21 protein-coding genes are annotated in these 17,836 nt (G+C 38.1%); 6 read left to right on the forward strand and 15 right to left on the reverse strand.

Translation table 11 applies throughout. The features are described 5' to 3' along the window. The first annotated feature begins 56 nt into the window (after nucleotides 1-56). Nucleotides 57-581 carry a hypothetical protein gene (locus ACVWXS_RS22120; protein ID WP_456960171.1) on the forward strand — a complete coding sequence of 175 codons (525 nt, stop codon included), beginning with the start codon at nucleotides 57-59 and terminating at the stop codon, nucleotides 579-581. Nucleotides 582-599: 18 nt separating this feature from the next. On the opposite strand, the gene ACVWXS_RS22125 is transcribed toward ACVWXS_RS22120, so the two are convergent. From ACVWXS_RS22125 to ACVWXS_RS22155, 7 genes are all read right to left on the reverse strand, one after another. Next, nucleotides 600-1,583, reverse strand: coding sequence for an SGNH/GDSL hydrolase family protein (locus ACVWXS_RS22125; protein ID WP_456960172.1), 984 nt, complete (start codon nucleotides 1,581-1,583; stop codon nucleotides 600-602). A gap of 20 nt (nucleotides 1,584-1,603) precedes the next feature. After that, entirely contained in the window at nucleotides 1,604-2,833 is a 1,230-nt protein-coding gene (locus ACVWXS_RS22130) for an aminopeptidase (RefSeq protein WP_402988380.1), read from the reverse strand. Nucleotide 2,834: 1 nt separating this feature from the next. Then, the gene (locus ACVWXS_RS22135) at nucleotides 2,835-3,983 is read right to left on the reverse strand and encodes a DEAD/DEAH box helicase (protein WP_374965219.1); all 1,149 of its coding nucleotides are present in this window, start codon (nucleotides 3,981-3,983) and stop codon (nucleotides 2,835-2,837) included. Between the two features lie 232 nt (nucleotides 3,984-4,215). Then, nucleotides 4,216-4,917, reverse strand: coding sequence for a cysteate racemase (cuyB, locus tag ACVWXS_RS22140; RefSeq protein ID WP_068986337.1), 702 nt, complete (start codon nucleotides 4,915-4,917; stop codon nucleotides 4,216-4,218). Then, nucleotides 4,914-6,146: a carboxylate--amine ligase gene (locus ACVWXS_RS22145; RefSeq protein ID WP_456960173.1), complete on the reverse strand. Its 1,233-nt coding sequence runs from the start codon at nucleotides 6,144-6,146 to the stop codon at nucleotides 4,914-4,916. The genes cuyB and ACVWXS_RS22145 overlap by 4 nt, the downstream gene beginning before the upstream one ends. Before the next feature lie 204 nt (nucleotides 6,147-6,350). Further along, nucleotides 6,351-7,337 (reverse strand): C39 family peptidase, encoded by a 987-nt coding sequence (locus ACVWXS_RS22150; protein ID WP_456960174.1) that lies wholly within the window; start codon nucleotides 7,335-7,337, stop codon nucleotides 6,351-6,353. A 224-nt stretch (nucleotides 7,338-7,561) separates the two neighbouring features. Then, on the reverse strand, nucleotides 7,562-9,058 hold the full coding sequence (locus tag ACVWXS_RS22155) for a class I adenylate-forming enzyme family protein (protein ID WP_456960175.1): 1,497 nt from the start codon (nucleotides 9,056-9,058) through the stop codon (nucleotides 7,562-7,564). A gap of 316 nt (nucleotides 9,059-9,374) precedes the next feature. On the opposite strand from ACVWXS_RS22155, the gene ACVWXS_RS22160 reads away from it, so the two are divergent. Together ACVWXS_RS22160 and ACVWXS_RS22165 are read left to right on the forward strand one after the other, a co-directional pair. Then, nucleotides 9,375-9,977, forward strand: a complete 603-nt coding sequence (locus ACVWXS_RS22160) for a metallophosphoesterase family protein (protein ID WP_456960181.1) — start codon at nucleotides 9,375-9,377, stop codon at nucleotides 9,975-9,977. Nucleotides 9,978-10,087: 110 nt separating this feature from the next. Continuing rightward, the gene (locus ACVWXS_RS22165; RefSeq protein WP_456960176.1) at nucleotides 10,088-10,297 is read left to right on the forward strand and encodes a hypothetical protein; all 210 of its coding nucleotides are present in this window, start codon (nucleotides 10,088-10,090) and stop codon (nucleotides 10,295-10,297) included. 32 nt (nucleotides 10,298-10,329) lie between these two features. On the opposite strand, the gene ACVWXS_RS22170 is transcribed toward ACVWXS_RS22165, so the two are convergent. The 5 genes from ACVWXS_RS22170 to ACVWXS_RS22190 all read right to left on the reverse strand — a co-directional run bounded on the left by ACVWXS_RS22170 (nucleotide 10,330) and on the right by ACVWXS_RS22190 (nucleotide 12,007). Beyond that, nucleotides 10,330-10,911, reverse strand: a complete 582-nt coding sequence (locus ACVWXS_RS22170) for a DUF305 domain-containing protein (RefSeq protein ID WP_402988397.1) — start codon at nucleotides 10,909-10,911, stop codon at nucleotides 10,330-10,332. A gap of 142 nt (nucleotides 10,912-11,053) precedes the next feature. Next, complete coding sequence (locus ACVWXS_RS22175) at nucleotides 11,054-11,230, reverse strand: cysteine-rich CWC family protein (protein WP_223554818.1); 177 nt, start codon at nucleotides 11,228-11,230, stop codon at nucleotides 11,054-11,056. A gap of 77 nt (nucleotides 11,231-11,307) precedes the next feature. Then, entirely contained in the window at nucleotides 11,308-11,505 is a 198-nt protein-coding gene (locus ACVWXS_RS22180) for a gamma-type small acid-soluble spore protein (RefSeq protein WP_456960177.1), read from the reverse strand. Nucleotides 11,506-11,519: 14 nt separating this feature from the next. Beyond that, nucleotides 11,520-11,729, reverse strand: a complete 210-nt coding sequence (locus ACVWXS_RS22185; protein ID WP_456960178.1) for a hypothetical protein — start codon at nucleotides 11,727-11,729, stop codon at nucleotides 11,520-11,522. A gap of 44 nt (nucleotides 11,730-11,773) precedes the next feature. Then, entirely contained in the window at nucleotides 11,774-12,007 is a 234-nt protein-coding gene (locus ACVWXS_RS22190; RefSeq protein ID WP_423474127.1) for a hypothetical protein, read from the reverse strand. Nucleotides 12,008-12,162: 155 nt separating this feature from the next. Here ACVWXS_RS22190 and ACVWXS_RS22195 point away from each other — a divergent pair, with 155 nt between their 5' ends. Beyond that, nucleotides 12,163-12,657, forward strand: coding sequence for a L,D-transpeptidase family protein (locus ACVWXS_RS22195; protein WP_068986345.1), 495 nt, complete (start codon nucleotides 12,163-12,165; stop codon nucleotides 12,655-12,657). 268 nt (nucleotides 12,658-12,925) lie between these two features. After that, nucleotides 12,926-14,599, forward strand: a complete 1,674-nt coding sequence (locus tag ACVWXS_RS22200; RefSeq protein ID WP_402988411.1) for a ribonuclease J — start codon at nucleotides 12,926-12,928, stop codon at nucleotides 14,597-14,599. Between the two features lie 136 nt (nucleotides 14,600-14,735). On the opposite strand, the gene ACVWXS_RS22205 is transcribed toward ACVWXS_RS22200, so the two are convergent. Then, the gene (locus tag ACVWXS_RS22205; RefSeq protein WP_402988414.1) at nucleotides 14,736-15,392 is read right to left on the reverse strand and encodes a restriction endonuclease subunit S domain-containing protein; all 657 of its coding nucleotides are present in this window, start codon (nucleotides 15,390-15,392) and stop codon (nucleotides 14,736-14,738) included. Nucleotides 15,393-15,604: 212 nt separating this feature from the next. Here ACVWXS_RS22205 and ACVWXS_RS22210 point away from each other — a divergent pair, with 212 nt between their 5' ends. Next, nucleotides 15,605-15,994, forward strand: a complete 390-nt coding sequence (locus ACVWXS_RS22210) for a helix-turn-helix domain-containing protein (RefSeq protein ID WP_368638286.1) — start codon at nucleotides 15,605-15,607, stop codon at nucleotides 15,992-15,994. A 226-nt stretch (nucleotides 15,995-16,220) separates the two neighbouring features. Here ACVWXS_RS22210 and ACVWXS_RS22215 read toward each other — a convergent pair whose 3' ends face one another. Both ACVWXS_RS22215 and ACVWXS_RS22220 read right to left on the reverse strand, forming a co-directional pair. Further along, entirely contained in the window at nucleotides 16,221-17,096 is an 876-nt protein-coding gene (locus ACVWXS_RS22215; RefSeq protein ID WP_456960179.1) for a radical SAM/SPASM domain-containing protein, read from the reverse strand. 109 nt (nucleotides 17,097-17,205) lie between these two features. After that, nucleotides 17,206-17,836 (reverse strand): hypothetical protein (locus ACVWXS_RS22220; RefSeq protein ID WP_456960180.1); only part of this gene is annotated, 631 nt, incomplete at its 5' end.

Genomic DNA, 17,836 nt, shown 5'->3' on the forward strand with positions numbered 1-17,836 from the left:
AATTAGGCTCCTTGCCATACTGTGGGGAACTGAGGTGTCGGGGGAACTGTCGTTCTGTGGGGTCTTTCCGTCACTCCGACAATTCCTTCCGTCGCTTCAGTTCTTTCCGTCGCTCTGAGGGTTCCTTCCGTCGCTTCGGCGATTCCTTCCGTCGTTCTGTGGGGTCTTTCCGTCACACAGACAATTCTTTCCGTCGCTTCGTTTCCTTCCGTCGCTCAGAGGGTTCCTTCCGTCGCTTCGACGATTCCTTCCGTCGTTCTGTGGGGTCTTTCCGTCACTCCGACAATTCTTTCCGTCGCTTCAATTCTTTCCGTCGCTCTGAGGGTTCCTTCCGTCGCTTCGGCGATTCCTTCCGTCGTTCTGTAGGGTCTTTCCGTCACTCCGACAATTCCTTCCGTCGCTTCAGTTCTTTCCGTCGCTCTGAGGGTTCCTTCCGTCGCTTCGGCGATTCCTTCCCTCGTTCCAGAGGTTCTTTCCGTCACTTCATCGATTCTATCCGTCGTACTGAGATTCTATCCATCACTTTTATCGATTTACATAAAAAAGAGCATCATTATCGATGCCCTGTTGCAAATATTTAATATTGAAAGGATGATACTTTATGACCGAATTGCTCTAACCTTCTCCATAAAAGCAGCATATCCAGTTAAACCTTGAATGATGCTTGCAGCAGGACTTGGCTTTTCTTTTTCTTCTTTTTCTTGTTCTTTTTCTTGTTCTTTTTCTTTTTCTTGTTCTTTTTCTTTTTCTTGTTCTTTTTCTTTTTCTTGTTTCTGCTCAGCCTTCTCTTGCTGCTCTAAAATCTGCTCAAATGATATCGGGTTAGGCTTCGGCAATTCACTTGAAGAAATAGCTAATGTATTACTGCCACTATATTCATGTAAAAATGCATTAGCCATTTGGCGATAGCCTTCAAAATTTGGATGTACATCAGAGATATTAGGTAAAAGGTTCGTCGCGTTTAACCCGAAAGCATCATACACGTTTACATAAGTTGCACCAGCATGTTCTGCCTGTTGCTGTAAAATCGTATTTAGCTTGATGAGCTGTGCATTTGTGCCTTCTTTCTGCGTAGCGTGCACATTGGGATAGGCAAAATAATAGCCCATTACAAAGATCTTTGCTTTAGGCGCTCGCACTTTCAATTCCTCTAAAATCTCTACCATATTTTTTCTGACAACATTTAATGCATAATCTGTTTGTAGTTGTGAAAAGGCTAATGTGCCCGCAGTCGGATTGACCTGTACGAGACGTAGTAAATCATTGGCACCTGCCGAAACAGTGATAAGCGTTGCATTGGCTAATAAATCACTTGCTTCCTCTGATTTTACTCGTTTCAAAACATCAGCTGTAGTGAAACCTGGGAAAGCGAGCTCTTTCGTATAGAAACTCAATTGCCCAGTCATCCCTAATCTCATGGCGATTAAATCACTATAGCCTGTATCAATCTGTCGATAAGGTGTTTGACCAGCCGCCAATGAATCGCCAATTGACAGGTAGTTTTCACTCTGAGCAAAAGCAGATGAAACACCAAATACCATCGTAAGTACAACTGTACCAATTAAGCTTAGTAATCGTTTCATCTACTCAACTCCTGTTTTACTTAAAATGCCCAGCTACCTTTGCGGAAAATTGGCTCTACAGTTCCATCTGGTAAAATACCGTCAATGTCCATTTCACCATTGCCAATCATAAAGTCCTCATGTGTCACTGAAATATTTGCCCCTAATGCTTCAAGTTGTCCATTTTCCAGATCTCTTCCACCCTCCAAGCAAGTTGGATAAGCTTCGCCAATCGCTAAATGGTTCGATGCATTTTCATCAAATAACGTGTTAAAATATAAAATCTCTGATGCTGAAATTGGTGATTCATGCGGTACAAGTGCTACCTCACCTAAATAGCAAGAACCTTCATCTACATGAATAAGCTCCTGTAATAAATCATGCCCTACCTGTGCTTCAGCCTTAATAATTTTGCCTTCTTCAAATGTCAGTTTAAAGCCATCAATAATATTCCCTTGATAAACTAATGGTTTTGAATTGCTGACATAACCATTTACACCTTGCTTCAGCGGTAACGTATAAACCTCTTCCGTTGGCATATTAGCAATAAAGACCGTATCATCTGGCGTTTTACTACCTCCAGTAAGCCATTTATGCTGTGGTGCTAACGCAATTGTTAAATCAGTGCCTGGTGCTGTATAGTGAAGCTTCGCGTATTTTTTACTATTTAGTAGGGCTGCACGAGATTCTAAATTCTTTACATGTTCACGCCAGTTTTCAACAGCATTCCCTTCACCGATATGAACCGTTTTAAAAATAGCTTCCCATAGTGCTGGTACTTGTTCTTCAACACCTAAGTTCGGGAATACTTTCGCTGCCCATTTTGGAGAAGGTACAGCAACAATCGACCAAGCTATTAAATCCTTCATTACGGCGTTGCGATAGTTTTTCAGTGCAGCTCCTGATACCTTTTGATGTGTTGCTAGACGGTCTGTTGGAATACCTGTTAATTTATCAGGATCTGCAGCATCAATCCATAATAGCGCCCCTTTACGTTCAATCAGCTCATCACGCATTTTAACTACCCATTCAGGGAAACGATTAAATTCCTCATCTGATGCATGCTCAAAATAAGCACGATCCATTTCATCATCTGAAAGGTTTACATGAACACGACCTGCTCCAGCCTTATAAGCCTCTTTCACAACTAAACGTGCAAAGTCCAGTGCATCCACTGATGTATTGACTAATAAGTATTGCCCTGGCTGAATATTGACACCAACTTTTACTGCAAGCTCTGCGTATGCTTGTAATTTTTCTTCAAAAGTCATATTATTTACCTCGCTTCTGTCCAATTGTTTTTGAATTACCTTCCACTAGACTGCTATCGTGCCATATTTTTTGCACAGGCTTGCCAGGAATTTCTCTTGTCCATTTTTTATACGTTTTTTCATCACGATAAGATAATAACGTCAATACTTCACCATCTGCTCCAGCACGGCCTGTACGGCCAGAACGATGCAAATATTGTTCAATTGTTCGTGGGACATCAACATGAATAACATGTGTTAAACCTGCAATATCTAAACCACGTGCAGCAATATCTGTCGCAATTAAAATACGCGCCTCTCCTTTACGGAAAGCATCTAACGCTTTTTTACGTTCTTCTTTTTTCATGTCAGAGTGTAATGTCACAATCGGTGCAGAACGGTATTGTAATTTCGTTTCTTTCATCAGCAATTGATCAATATTGTTGACGAAAGCTAATGCACGTAATCCTTCCGTATGCGATAGTCGGCGTAGGAAATCGGTTTTATCTCGCTCCTCCACTTTCACGAAAGAGTGTACAACTTTACCAACCTTTAACATATCTTCAGGCTTAATTTTGAAACGTACTGGCTCGAACATCATACGACTAGCCACTAGTTCAATTTCCTCGGTAATTGTTGCAGAAACAACAACTACTTGTCGCCCAAATGCTGAACCTTCGATAAAGGATTTTACGACAACACGATATTCACGACTAAGTAACTGATCACACTCATCTAAAATGACTGTTTCAATTTCTTTTAGTTTTAATTTTCCAGCACGCGCTAACTCATTTAATCGACCAGGTGTTCCTACAACGATTGTCGGTTTTTTCTTTAACTTTTCGATTTGACGTGCAGAGTTAGCACCACCAATTAGTTGTTGAACTGTAATATCAGAACCTGCTGTCCATTCACGGATAACCTCTACAATTTGCATTGCTAGCTCCTGTGATGGGGCTACGATAAGTCCTTGTGTTTGTTTTTTTGAGCCGTTTACTTTATTTAGTAAAGGCAGCACATAAGCTAAAGTCTTCCCCGATCCTGTCGGCGATTCAGCTACAATATCTTTGCCCTCAAGCATTGCTGGAATCATTTCTTCTTGAATTTTCATCGGTTCTTCAAATTTCCATTTTGCTTGTAAATCTTCATTTAATAAATTTATTACTGACATGTAATTTCCCACCTTCTATCTGCTTGACACTAGTTTAACACACTAATCATTTTCCTACTTCATATGTACGTAAACCATTGTTTAATCGTTTCAATAAAAATTCTTTCAACAAATAAATCTACTCACTTATACACGGTATTTGTAAGCTCTAAAACCCTTTCACTTGAGCTGTCTTAAAGGCTAGAGGCTTACCCGCGAAAAGCGAGCAGATTTTATTTGAATCATTCAATTGTTAACCTACTATGTCATAGCCACATGCTAAAATAGCGCGTTCTGCTAAAACAATTAATGAGTCAATATATTTATCACTTAACTTTAAATCCCGATTGACGATAGATAATTCTGTACATCCTAACACGATACGATCGCAATTAAGTGCAAGCATCGCCTCTTCTATTGGCTGCCAATCCTCCTTAGAGACATCCTTTCCAGCCTTTACGTAATCGTAAATAATAGACATGACTTTTTCTTTCATAGTATCGTCTGGGACAACTGGTGTTATACCAAATTCCTCTAACGCATCTTGATACATGCGTGAAGTTAATGTACCTGTTGTCGCTAAAATGCCGACACGCTCTGCCCCTAAGTCATAGGCACGCTTTGCCGTTTCACGAATCATATGCAAAACGGGAACTGGGGAGCCTTCAACGATATCATCATAAAAGGTATGTGCCGTATTGCACGGAATAGCAATCATATCTGCTCCAACAGAAGCAAGCTTTTTAGCATCTGCGACTATCACTGGAACTGGATTTTCCTTTGTATTATCTAAAATAAAGGCAGTACGATCAGGGATATTCGTATCATTATCAATAATTGTATGTAGATGCTCCTGATCCTTCGTTGCCTTCGTACGTCTTACAATCATTTCACCAATAAACATTGTTGCAAGTGGACCAACGCCACCAATTATACCTAAAGTTTGTTTTTTCATGAGTTAGACAGACCTTTGTTGTTAAAATATTTCTTATATTTGCGATAAAAGCTTAAATTATCGATCGTTACATTCAACCAACGTTTGGCATTCATATCCTTATAATTAAAAATAGAATCTGTTGCAAGTCCTTGGCGAATAAGACTTTTTGCTTCTATCACCAGTTGTTCATTTTGTACATATTTAAAGAGTACACCGTTTGGCACAATTGTCCAAAGATGCTTGTTCTGCACATATGTTAGCTGTTGCTTGCTACCGCGAATGAAATCATCGGCAACATATTGCATTAAGTTATAGCCACTTGCTGTCACATAATAATTCGAAAGCTCATTATGTAATTCAATACTAAATAATTTATATTGACCATCACGTTCATCATACTTCATATCCAACGTAGCAAATCCCTGGAACTGTATTTCCTCCAGAAACGATTTCACACAATCCATTAAATCCTTATCATATGTCGTCATAATTGCTACATAGCGTCCAATACCTTCTGGAGAATGCTCCTCTAAAATCGGGTTACCCATGGAAAGTAGCTTTGCCTTACCATCTTGTCCAACATAAGCATTTACGACACGCATCTTCGCATCTTCTCCAGGAATATATTGCTGGATCATTAAGTCATCTCGGTATGCCGATTCTTTATAAATCGCATAGAAAATGGCATCCTTTTCCTCATGATCGCGTGCAATATACACATTTTTCTTATCAGGGAAAATACATGACGCATACTTTGTCATATTCAAAGGCTTAATGACAACCGGATAATCAAAAGGTATATCAAATTCCTCATAATCATTCACTGTGCAAACATGCATCGCTGGATATTGAAAACCAAAATCCGCACAAAGTTCATACATACTCTCACGTGTTAATAGCTGATTCGCAAGTTTGGCATCAACATATGGAACTACAAAATATTTAGCTAGTTCCTCTTTATGTTGGACAATTTTCTTCACATAAAATTCATCACAGGCTAATAACAGTAGTTTTTTATCTGCAAATTCCTCCGCAATTGCCTTTAAAGCAACTACAAATCTTTCATCAATATGAAGCCTTTGTACTTCACGGAATGTTAATAAGTCACTCTGTTGTATTTTCTCCATATTAGTATGGTTTAATGCTAGTGGTTTAACTCCATATGACTCGTAAAATGCTCTTGCCATGCCGTAAGCATTCATTTCATCTCCTAATAAAACCGGTAAAAAAGCGTGCTCAATGGCCATTCTGCTCAACTCACTTTAGCTTTTTTTAGGCTGATCACCATAACGTGGGGTTGATTTCCGATCCGACTAGGCGCTTTCTTGGGGGCACCTAGCCTTCACTGTACACGGTATACATTTAAATAATTATCTTCCCTAACTTTTGGTGATGAGCCTTTTTTATTAGTGTAACATACTTTCCTTGTACTCCTGATAACTCCCTTGAATCTATTTATGAACTGCTACAGCTTGTTTACCTAACTCTTGATAGCTTTTAAAAAATTGATCCACATTATACGTGACATAGCCTTTTAATGGGTCCATAACAACTACTTTATCGCCTAAATGCCCTGTTAAGACAACAGCATGTAAGTTCATATACGCTTTACGCGATTCCGTTTCACCTTCATAAATCCAGCCCTTAGTTGAGCTTGTTTTGGGTGTTGATAAATCTAATGTCACCCATGTCACAACGGGTACCCCCTCACGGACAAGCTGTAATATTTCTTCCTGTGAAGCACCAGTCATATTTGTGACACGTAAATCTGCCTTTTTATCTGCCATTACTGCTTCTGCCGCTTTTACAATCGGAGCTGCAAAGACATACATACCCTCATCTTTATTACTCGGATTCCCTGCAAAAGCCTGGTCTGGATTTGGACCAACGCGTTGTCCTCCTACAGTACGTATATCTTGCTTTGGTAAATACTTATCAGCCATTTCAAGCTTTGTAACATTCATTCCATAATAATTTAAGACAGCTGTTAACGATGTTATTTCACAGCCATGTGGTAGTTCAGGATTTTGCATAACAACTGGGACACCCAGCTCCTGCTCGTCCCTTGAAAAATGTGTTTGCAATCGATAATATGGCTTTGTTGAATCATACGTAAAATGTTCGATTGTCGTATAGCCATCGTTTTTCTTACTATTTCCAAGCGTAGTTGCAGCAATAGCATATTCCCGTCCTTCTTTCAGTTTCGAAAATTTCGCTTCTCCCTCATCAGAGCCAACCACATCCTCAACGATTTCACCTGTCTCTACATCTGTGGCAGTTACGTAAAGGTTAGGAATCGGTGCACCACTATTAAACTCTACCGTTAATACAGTTAATTCATTTTTTTGCCTTTCTTGCTGAGAAAACTGATTGCAGCTCGAAAGTAGCATTGTTATCATAAGACCTATTAGTAAAAGGCGTTTATTCCTCGTCCACAAGACAAATTCCGCTCCTATCCAGTTTGAAGATAATCACTTCACTTCTATTATTTCAATTTGTCGTAGACTCTATTATACGCTAGTTTCATAGACGTTCCTATTTTAACTTGGTTCGCCCTTTACATGTAAAAAAACGACTCAGGTTTTAGCCCTCATTCAGCAGATGAGCAATCCAGGTATTACTGATTTTGCTACTTTCGAGTTTCACATTTTACATGCTCAATTTAGAGCGTACTTACTTTTGGACGCAATGTATGCTTTAACACTTTACCAGAAGCATTACGTGGCAATTCTTCTAAAAATTCAATTTCATGTGGCACTTTATATTTCGCCAGCCGAGTCCGACAATAAGCCAATATCGCCTCTTCATCAAGGGACTTTCCTTCCTTTAAAACGACAAATGCTTTCGGAACCTCACCATATACTTCATGTGGTAAACCTACAACTGCAGCTTCAAAAATTTCTGGCAGTTGATATAAAACCTCTTCTACCTCGATAGGGTAGATATTTTCGCCACCACGAATGATCATATCTTTTTTACGATCGACAATATAGAGATAGCCTTCTTCATCAAAACGTCCTAAATCTCCTGAATAGAGCCAGCCATCTTTAATTGTTCTCGCTGTTTCTTCAGGATTACGTAAATAGCCTTTCATCACCTGTGGTCCTCTGACACAAATTTCTCCTACTCCACCTGCTGGTACAGCTTCACCAAAGCTATCGACAACACGGACTTCTGTCTGTGCTAATGGTTTTCCGACTGATCCAATCTTTGTCAATGCATCGCCATCTAAAAGGGAAGTAGCGGCAGGAGAATTTTCGGTCTGTCCATATAGGTTTTGTACTTTCACATTAGGGAATGACTCTTTCACTTGCTTAACAAGTTCATATGGCATCGGTGCTGCCCCATAACCTAATAAACGTAAATTTTCAAATGTATGTTCCTTAAAGTCAGGTGTATTTAAAATGATTGTATACATAGACGGAACACCAAAGAATATTGTCGCTGCTGTTGTGGCAAGCTGTTCTAATGTCTTTGTCGGAGAAAAAGCCTCTTCAATAACAATAGTACCGCCTTTATAAAACATCGGCATCGCAAATACATGAAGCCCTGCACAATGAAATAAAGGCGTACAAATAAACATTCTATCCTCGTTGGTCATATTCATAGATAACGACCATATTTCCGCTGAGGATACAATATTTTGATGTGTTAACATAACGCCTTTTGGTTTACCAGTCGTACCAGAAGTATACATAACAACCGCTGTATCATGAGGCTCCAAATTGACAACTTTCCTTTGACCTGTATAGTTCTTAATAACTTCTTTCATTTCTTTAAACCCTACAATATGTTGAAATGGATATGAACTATCTGCGAGTATCTCTTCTAATCTTTCATCATAAATAAGACCTTTAGCTTCTGAATGGTTAAAAATAAATTCGACCTCTGGGGCAGCTAATTTTGTATTAATTGGCATCACCACAAATCCAGCTAATTGAACACCAATATAAGCGATTAAAAATAAATCTGAATTAAGCGTATATAGTGCAATCACATCATCTTTTTCATAGTCCTGCTCTTGTAAGTATGCTGCAAACTTTTCTGCACATTTATAAAAATCACTATAGCTCATCTTTTTGCCATCGTATAACGTTGCAATTCCTTGTGGTTGTTGTTTAGCGTAGTTTTGAACAATTTCTGTCATTAACATCGTCATCAAAAGCCCCCCAATTTTTAATATGCATAACCCTCATATTGCGTAGAATCTCCATAAAAGAATAACCGTTACGATAATATGAAAATTCAGAAAATTATACTTACATTTTATCAAGCTATGAAAAAGTTAGCAATTTTTCTACACATAAGAAAAATATGAGTCTCATCACAGAAAGTTAGAGATAACATTTTGTTAAGCACCAGTCGGAATGGAGATCAACCACACGTTATGGTGATGAACCAGACATTTTACGTTTCTATTAAGTTCTGTTAGGTGTATGATAGTTGTACATATTTTTAGGAAAGGCATGGTTAAAATGCTGTATGCACTTTTAGGAGATTTACATTCTAATATAGAAGATACGAAGGCAGTTTTAGCCCATATTCAGCAAACTGCGAAAGATGCAAGGATAGTAGGATTAGGTGATTTATATGAATGTACTGTCAGTAAAAAAAAGGCACAAATACTGTCCGATTTACCGCTACAAAAAGCTGCAATAGTGGAAAATGATTTTGAAAAGCTACTAACATTCCCCTCTATTCGTGGTAATCAAGAGGAGCGTATTACACATGTAACGGGCATCAAACGTTTTACAGAACTACCTGAAACAATCGAAATTGATGGTGCAACACTTATGCATGGACATCAATTTCAATGGAATGTGACATGGCAACCTACATTTCCTCTATTCAAAAAACCGCTTCTTTTCTTCGGACATAGTCATGAGTCAGGTATTTATCATCAAAATAAAAAGCTACCTATTCATATTCGCTTTGGCCAACCGATCGCATTACAAGAAAAGCACTACGGCATCAATGTTGGCTCTGTCGTCGATCACCGTGAGTGGTGTCTCTATGATAGTGATAAACGAACAGTAACATTTATGTGCGTTCCTTCTGTCAATAAGGTTCGCGTTTAAGATTCACGCAAGTCTACTGCCTTGCTTACCGTAGCGTCGCAGATGAGACCCTGGAGCGAGCAGGCAGAGGAACGAAGGCTAAAAACATCACGTCCTGTGATAACGCCTTCGTGACCAACTTCCTGTCGCTGACGCTGCGTTTGCACTACGCTTTCGCACAGAAAACATTTGTTGCCCCGACGCCCCGAGGAAGCTTTGCTTGTGCGAAAGCGAAGCGGCAGCGTCAGCTACAAAGCGCCCAGTCGGAACGGACATCAACCACACGTTATGGTGATGCGCCTACTTTTTGTAAATCATCGCATCCACAAAAAAAACGCTAAAATCGACTTCAACTCTAGCGTTTTTCACCAAACTAGCAATATTCACAGTCCTGTAAAGCATCGAGTAATTTTTCCATGTCGCAAATTTGATCGCACATCGTTTGAATCATATTTTTCAGGATTGGTATTAATTCTTGGCAAATACAGAACCTTAAAACATTTTGCGCTAGTCGAACTCCTCCCTGATGGTGAACAATCATTTCTCGAAGATAGTTTATATTAATGTTATTAGAAACTGGTGGTAAGCTCATTGCCTTGAACATAGCTTCCGTAATTTCTTTATAGGCGCACATATATTCGTATAATTCATATTCTGAATTTTGCACGATACAGCATCTATTTTGTATCGCTTCTAGACATTCAACAATCTCTGCACTTGTATCTATTATTTCTAATGCAAGATTTTGTACAGGTATATTTGTTGTGTATCGCAAAACATTTTCTGACATTTTAATAGCAGCTACTTGATGCGGTAAAATTTGCTTAATAAAATTTTCTGAAATGCTACAGGTAAGGGTCACATAGGTCATGCCCTGAATCATTTTATCGAGAATCCTTTGGTATTCCGCTAAATAAGCCTTTGTAACATTACTGAGTTCAATTGGTTTAGTCATTAGACACACTCCTTTCAGAGTAATGTATGCCTGATCGGTTGTAGTGTGGTAGACAATTGTACCAACTGATGATCATTTATCCCCCATCGTTTTTGATAGAAGTATTTTATGGTTGGCAATGTGCTTTTGCCACAAAAACGAACTATTCTTCTTTATATGTATCCAAGCATTTTTGACATATACATTTATTATGCTCTTGAGGCACTGCGTCAAAAATTCTCTCAGGAAAACTTTCTGTCATACACCAGCAATCATTTTGCCCTTTTGCTACTCCACAATGATTTTCTTGCCCACATAACGGACAACAATTTCCCTCCATTCTTACACCTCCCTACATTTCTACATTGTAAAGTAACAATAGAGGAGTACTCAATTTTATACTCCTCCCACAATAGCTTATTGCTTTTCCCCATGAATCTGTTGCTTTACTTCTTCCTTGTTCGTATCACTATATATTGCTGTACCAACCCCACCACTCTGGGCTAGCAGTTTTTTTACTTCATTGTAAGATAAACCAGCTTCTGCATTTTTTCTTTTTACTTCATCAATATCTGTTCCAACAGAAGTAAACTGATCTTCGTTATGTTCAGTCATATAATCCCTACCTTCTATAATTCATCAGGCTGCATTTCAATTAATTCATCGCCTTCTCTTTTCACTTTTTTATTTAGCTCTTTAATCGGTATAGCATCTACCGTTTGCATATCTTCATGTAAATCGAAAAGACTAATAGTATCTGAGTCAACCATGTCTGGTTTGTTCTTGCTTGCTAAATTCATAAATACCTTTTTCTCATGTGGTACGTTTTCTAAGTCCATCATTTCACACTCCTTTATCCATAGTATGAGCAATGTTGAACAGGTTATGTGGCTTTCGTTTTTGCATTTTTATCGACGCGGTGATATTCAGAGATTTGAATGACCCGAACATTTCCTGGATGCAACTCATGATAAATCCCTCTACTATCTGTAAAGGATATATATTGATCTCGTTCACTTCGAACTAAAGCCTCTGCTTTTTCTTGTGATTCGATATGAATAAATCTTCTTACATAATGTATTTCATCAAAGAAATAAGTAATTTTAAATTCCTTCACTTATAAATAGCTCCTCAATTACTGGATTTGACGTTTGTTTACTGCTTATCATATCCAACTAACTGCAGTTACTATCCTCAAAAAAATATTTTCGGTATTTTCTATAGGTCATGCATAACCTATATTAAAGCAACTATTTTTTGGAGGTGATGATTGTGATCCATACAGTTAAAGCAGGAGAAACATTGTCTCAAATAGCTAGAGATTACCGAACACCATTATCGTCCATAATTGCAGCTAATCCAGGGATAAATCCAAATGTACTTTATATCGGACAACAAATTGTTATACCTGGGTTTCCTGATCCAAATACAATCCCTTATAAAATTGATATTTCTACTGAAAATCGTTGGCTACGGTTATATAAAGACAATATTCTTCAAAAACAATACCCAATTGCCGTTGGTAGAATGTTACACGATACGCCTATTGGCAATTTTATTATTATTAATAAGGCTCCAAACCCTGGAGGTCCGTTTGGGACAATGTGGATGAGTTTATCTAAAGAGCATTATGGTATTCATGGAACCAATGATCCTAGCTCTATCGGTCATGCAGTTTCACGTGGCTGTATTCGTATGCATAATCAGGATGTCGAAGAACTTGCACGCATTGTTCCAATCGGCACTGGCGTTTTTATCCATCCTTAAAATTAACAGAGGCTATCTATTTGCAAGATAGCCTCATGTCGTAGAAAAGATGGACAAGGAAATCCGCAACGGAAGTGAATCTAAAAACATTCCTAATATTTTATCGGAATGTTTTTTAATTTTATCGGTACATTATGCTGATTTATCTAATGTTAATGCTTCTTGGGCAGTAAGTTTCCGTATAGGATGAGACGCTTAAAGCTATACTACATAATGCTGAAGCAACGCAACAAATTCAATTTTCATTTAGAATCAGGAGGGAATATGCTTGTCCACGAAAGACAATATATTATCTATTTTCGCCTTAGGTGGCATTAATGAGATTGGCAAGAATATGTATGTAGTACAGTATGGGAATGATATTTTAATTATCGACTGCGGCGCTAAGTTTCCAGACGAAAGCTTACTAGGTATCGATTTAATAATTCCTGATATTACGTACCTACAAGAAAATAAAGAAAAGATTAGAGCATTAATCGTGACACATGGACATGAGGACCATATTGGTGGTATTCCTTATCTCCTAAAAAAGATAAATGTTCCTATTTATGCGACACGTTTTACGCTTGGCTTAATCGAGTTAAAGCTAAAAGAGCATAAGCTTTTACGAGAGACCGATTTAATAGAAATTCATTCCGATTCATCATTAAATTTCGGACAAGTTGATGTTAGTTTCTTTAGAACAAACCATAGTATACCTGATTGCTTAGGAATCGTTATTAATACACCTGAAGGAAATGTAGTCCACACTGGCGATTTTAAATTTGATTTAACGCCTGTCAATAATCAGTTTGCAGATATTCATAAGATGTCTGATATAGGATCAGAAGGCGTGCTAGTACTTATTTCTGAAAGTACGAATGCCGAACGACCTGGATTAACTCCTTCAGAGAAGCTTGTCGGTCATCATATTGAAGATGCATTTTTACATGCCGAGCGTAAAATCGTTATCTCTACTTTCGCTTCTAATGTTAATCGCGTACAGCAAATTGTAAATGCTACGATTGCTACAAATAGAAAGCTTGCATTGCTTGGACGTAGTATGGTGAATGTTGTAGATGTGGCACTTGAGCGAGGATATTTAGACGTTCCGGAAGATCTGTTGATTGATGCTCGTGAGGTTAAATATCTTCCACCTGAAGAAGTGGTTGTATTATGTACGGGTAGTCAGGGTGAGCCATTAGCTGCACTCTCTCGTTTGGCAAATGGGAATCATCGTGAAGTAAAAATTTTGCCTGATGACACAGTTATTTTAGCCTCATCCCCTATTCCAGGGAATGAGAAGGGTGTTTCACGGATCGTCGATAATTTGTTCCAGTTAGGTGCGAAGGTTATTTATGGCTCTTCTAGTCATACAGGTATGCACGTTTCAGGTCATGGCCACCAGGAAGATTTAAAACTAATGCTGACGCTCATGAAGCCCAAATTTTTCATTCCGATTCATGGTGAATTCCGTATGTTACATCAGCATCGTTTGCTAGCTGAGTCCGTCGGTGTCAAAAGAGGGCATACGTTTATTATGAAAAACGGGGATGTTGTTGATATTGAAAATGCAATGGCTAGGCAAACGCGTAAAATTCCTTCAGGTGATACGTATGTCGATGGTATCGGTATTGGTGAAGTCGAAGGAATTGTCTTACGAGATCGCAAACAGCTGTCAGAAGACGGTATGCTTGTTATCGTTATAACACTTAATAAGGTAGATGGTGCCTTTATTTCAGAACCAGATACAATTTCGCGAGGCTTTGTTTATGCCAAAGACTTTGAGGAGCTGTTAAAGAAAGTAAATATTCTCGTCAAAGAAACAATTAATGAACTTCAGGAAGAAAGTAAGCAGCCAATCCATGTCTTAAAAAGAGAAATCAAAAGAGCAGTCGGTCAATATCTATTTACACAAACAAAAAGAAAACCAATGATTTTACCTATAATTATCGATATTTAAAAAAGTCGGTGTGAAGGTTCTTTTCCCCTTTTGCACCGACTAAATTCATTTTATAAACATTAACTGCCCTTAAAAGCCCAATTGTTACAGATTTATCAAAGAAATTAGTTTTTACTTTCGGATTACTCCATTTTTTTTAAAGTTCAGACCCGTGCATTTCTTTGTAAAGCTCTCCCTTAAATATTTTATGAAGCATAACATCGTAAAAATAATGAACCTGATTTAATCCATGCTGTAAATGTTGCGAGTGATTTTCTATTTGCCTAGAAAATTTGTCAAAATGCTGTGGTAGTCCTTCTACTGCGGTTATCAATGATTCTTTATTTTTTAATAAAAGCTGTATCGTATTTAAAAGCTGTACCACTTTATGTTGGATATCAATCATCGGAATATCAATAAGTATATGATACAAATGATGCCATTCTTTGATTGGATACCAACTGAGAAAATGCAATAAATAATCACTTAAGATAATCGTTTCATTTGGCATAATAGCCACGACATCATTTGCAATACATACTTCATTTTCACATTGATATATATATTTATTCGTTTCCTTCAAATGAGCTCTCGTAAGAATGATCGTTTTAGCTGGTACTGGTGCACACTTTAAACATTTATTAAATACCATATTAACCTTTGGTACTTGTTCAATATCACCATTTAGCATTAACTGTTTTAAATATTCTGCTGTCACTAAGGGCAATCCGACATTTGTAAAATACTCCTCCCTCGGTACTATTTTTCCCTCTTTTATTTTAGCAACTTCATCTAATCGATAACGCTTTACCATGCCTGAATCCTCCATTCTTTAACTTAGTTATGTATACCCAAAACAAGCCACTGAAGAATCATCAACACTATTTTCCACGAACTTTTTCTCTTAATAAAATCTTCCTATTCACAATAGTACCATTTTACAATAACATTTACTCTATTATACCACTATAATAGTATAGGCATTTTTAATTTTTTTCACTAGCTTTTTACATAGAGGTGAATCATATGTCAGACTTTTTAAAGCTAGTAGGTGAACAGCTCCGTATTATTAGGGTTTCCAAAGGGCTTAGTCAAGAAGAAGTGGCTGAAAGAACGGGGAAGTTAGGTTTTAGTAAAGGACGAATCTCAAATATTGAACATGGGCAATCTAATATCACATTGAGCACTTTAGAAATGCTGATGAAAGCATTAGACATTGCCCCTGAGGAACTTTTTAATTTTCAAAAATTATCTGGTGTTACTGATATTAAAGAAAAGAACATCATGCTTGACATACATCGCTCCTTATTAAGGGAGCGTGATTTAGACGAGGTAAAATACGTAGTACGCATTACAAAGGATTTTTTAGATACGATGGATTCACAATCAAAGAAAAACAGCTCCAATAGTCAATGACGTTGGAGCTGTTTTGACGTCTACCTACAAATTCCTTTTTTACTTTTTCTAGCTCATCGCCAAGGAGTCGCCCAGTCTCCACTCCAATCAACTACTATACAGGGCATATATTTTTTAAAAAATGTCATCCACAACTTTTGGTGAAGAGCTTTTTTCTTTCATTAGGCTTACCCTTATTTTGTCCATATAAAAAATCCATTTAGTCTAAACCAAATGGATTTTTTCCTTACATTCCAAACTTTTGACGATAGCCGCATTTTCTACATAGCTCTTCTACGGCCTCTCTTCGTGAAAATCCGTCGACAATTTTGTTTGCACGCTCACCCTGAACAATGTCAGTGAAGGATTTCTCGTTCACATTCCCCAAATTAATAACGCCCTCACCATCAAGACAGCACGGCACTACTGTACCATCCACAAGAATAGCAGCTTGGCTTCGAAGTGCATGGCAAAAGCCTTTTCCTTCATCCTCGGGCTCAAGCAAGCTTGGCCATCTGAATTCATGATCCTGATTTAAATAAATATTTTTAGCAATCTTCACGCCTTTACCGGGCTGCACTGTTTCTTCGATGCGATAATCAAGATTATACTCATTTTCTAAAATATTGAGCGTTTCCCTATTTCTTCTCGCTGCAATATCCGATACATGATCCTTTTGTAAATTCCATAAACGATATGAAATAATCGTATTATATTCTCTCGCAGCACGAACAAAATCCAATATATCCCCTAAATATTTCTCACGATTCTCCGACCCCTCATGACCATCGAAACTATGCAAAGAGAAATTAATTTGGCGTAAGGCTGGTTTCCCTAATATCTTTTCACGATTCTTTTTAATCAGTGTACCATTCGTTGTAATATTAACTTTAAAACCTTTCTCATGTGCTGCGTCAAGAAGCTGATCAATACGTGGATGTAAAAGCGGTTCCCCTTTTACATGCAAATAAATATATTTCGTGTGAGGACGTATTTCATCCAATATTTTATTAAATTGTTCCACTTTAATAAGTCCCTTTGCACGAGCCGTTGGAGGACAAAAGCTACATGCTAAATTACAGACACTCGTTATTTCTATATAAACTTTTTTAAATGTTCTCAACGTTGATTCACCGTTCCAGTTCTTTAATTATTAAAACTCTATTCATTTTAACAAATTTTACGATAAGGAACAGTCTTTCCGTCTCCATCCCTTACATTATTTATATCTCTCAAGGCTCATCACCATAACGTGTGGTTGATTTCCGTTCCGACTGGGCGCTTTGCCGCTGCCGCTTCGCTTTCGCGCAGATAAAACATTTGTCGCTGACGCTTCGCTTTCGCACAGATAAAACATTTGCCGCTGACGCTTCGCTTTCGCACAGATAAAACATTTGTCGCTGACGCTTCGCTTTCGCACAGATAAAACATTTGTTGCTGACGCTTCGCTTTCGCACAGATAAAACATTTGTTGCTGACGCTTCGCTTTCGCGCAGATAAAACATTGTTGCTGACGCTTCGCTTTCGCACAGATAAAACATTTGTTGCTGACGCTTCGCTTTCGCACAGATAAAACATTTGTCGCTGACGCTTCGCTTTCGCGCAGATAAAACATTTGTTGCTGACGCTTCGCTTTCGCACAGATAAAACATTTGTTGCTGACGCTTCGCTTTCGCGCAGATAAAACATTTGTTGCTGACGCTTCGCTTTCGCACAGATAAAACATTTGCCGCTGCCGCTTCGCTTTCGCGCAGATAAAACATTTGTTGCTGACGCTTCGCTTTCGCGCAGATAAAACATTTGTTGCTGACGCTTCGCTTTCGCACAGATAAAACATTTGTTGCTGACGCTTCGCTTTCGCGC

Source organism: Lysinibacillus sp. TE18511 (assembly GCF_054062295.1).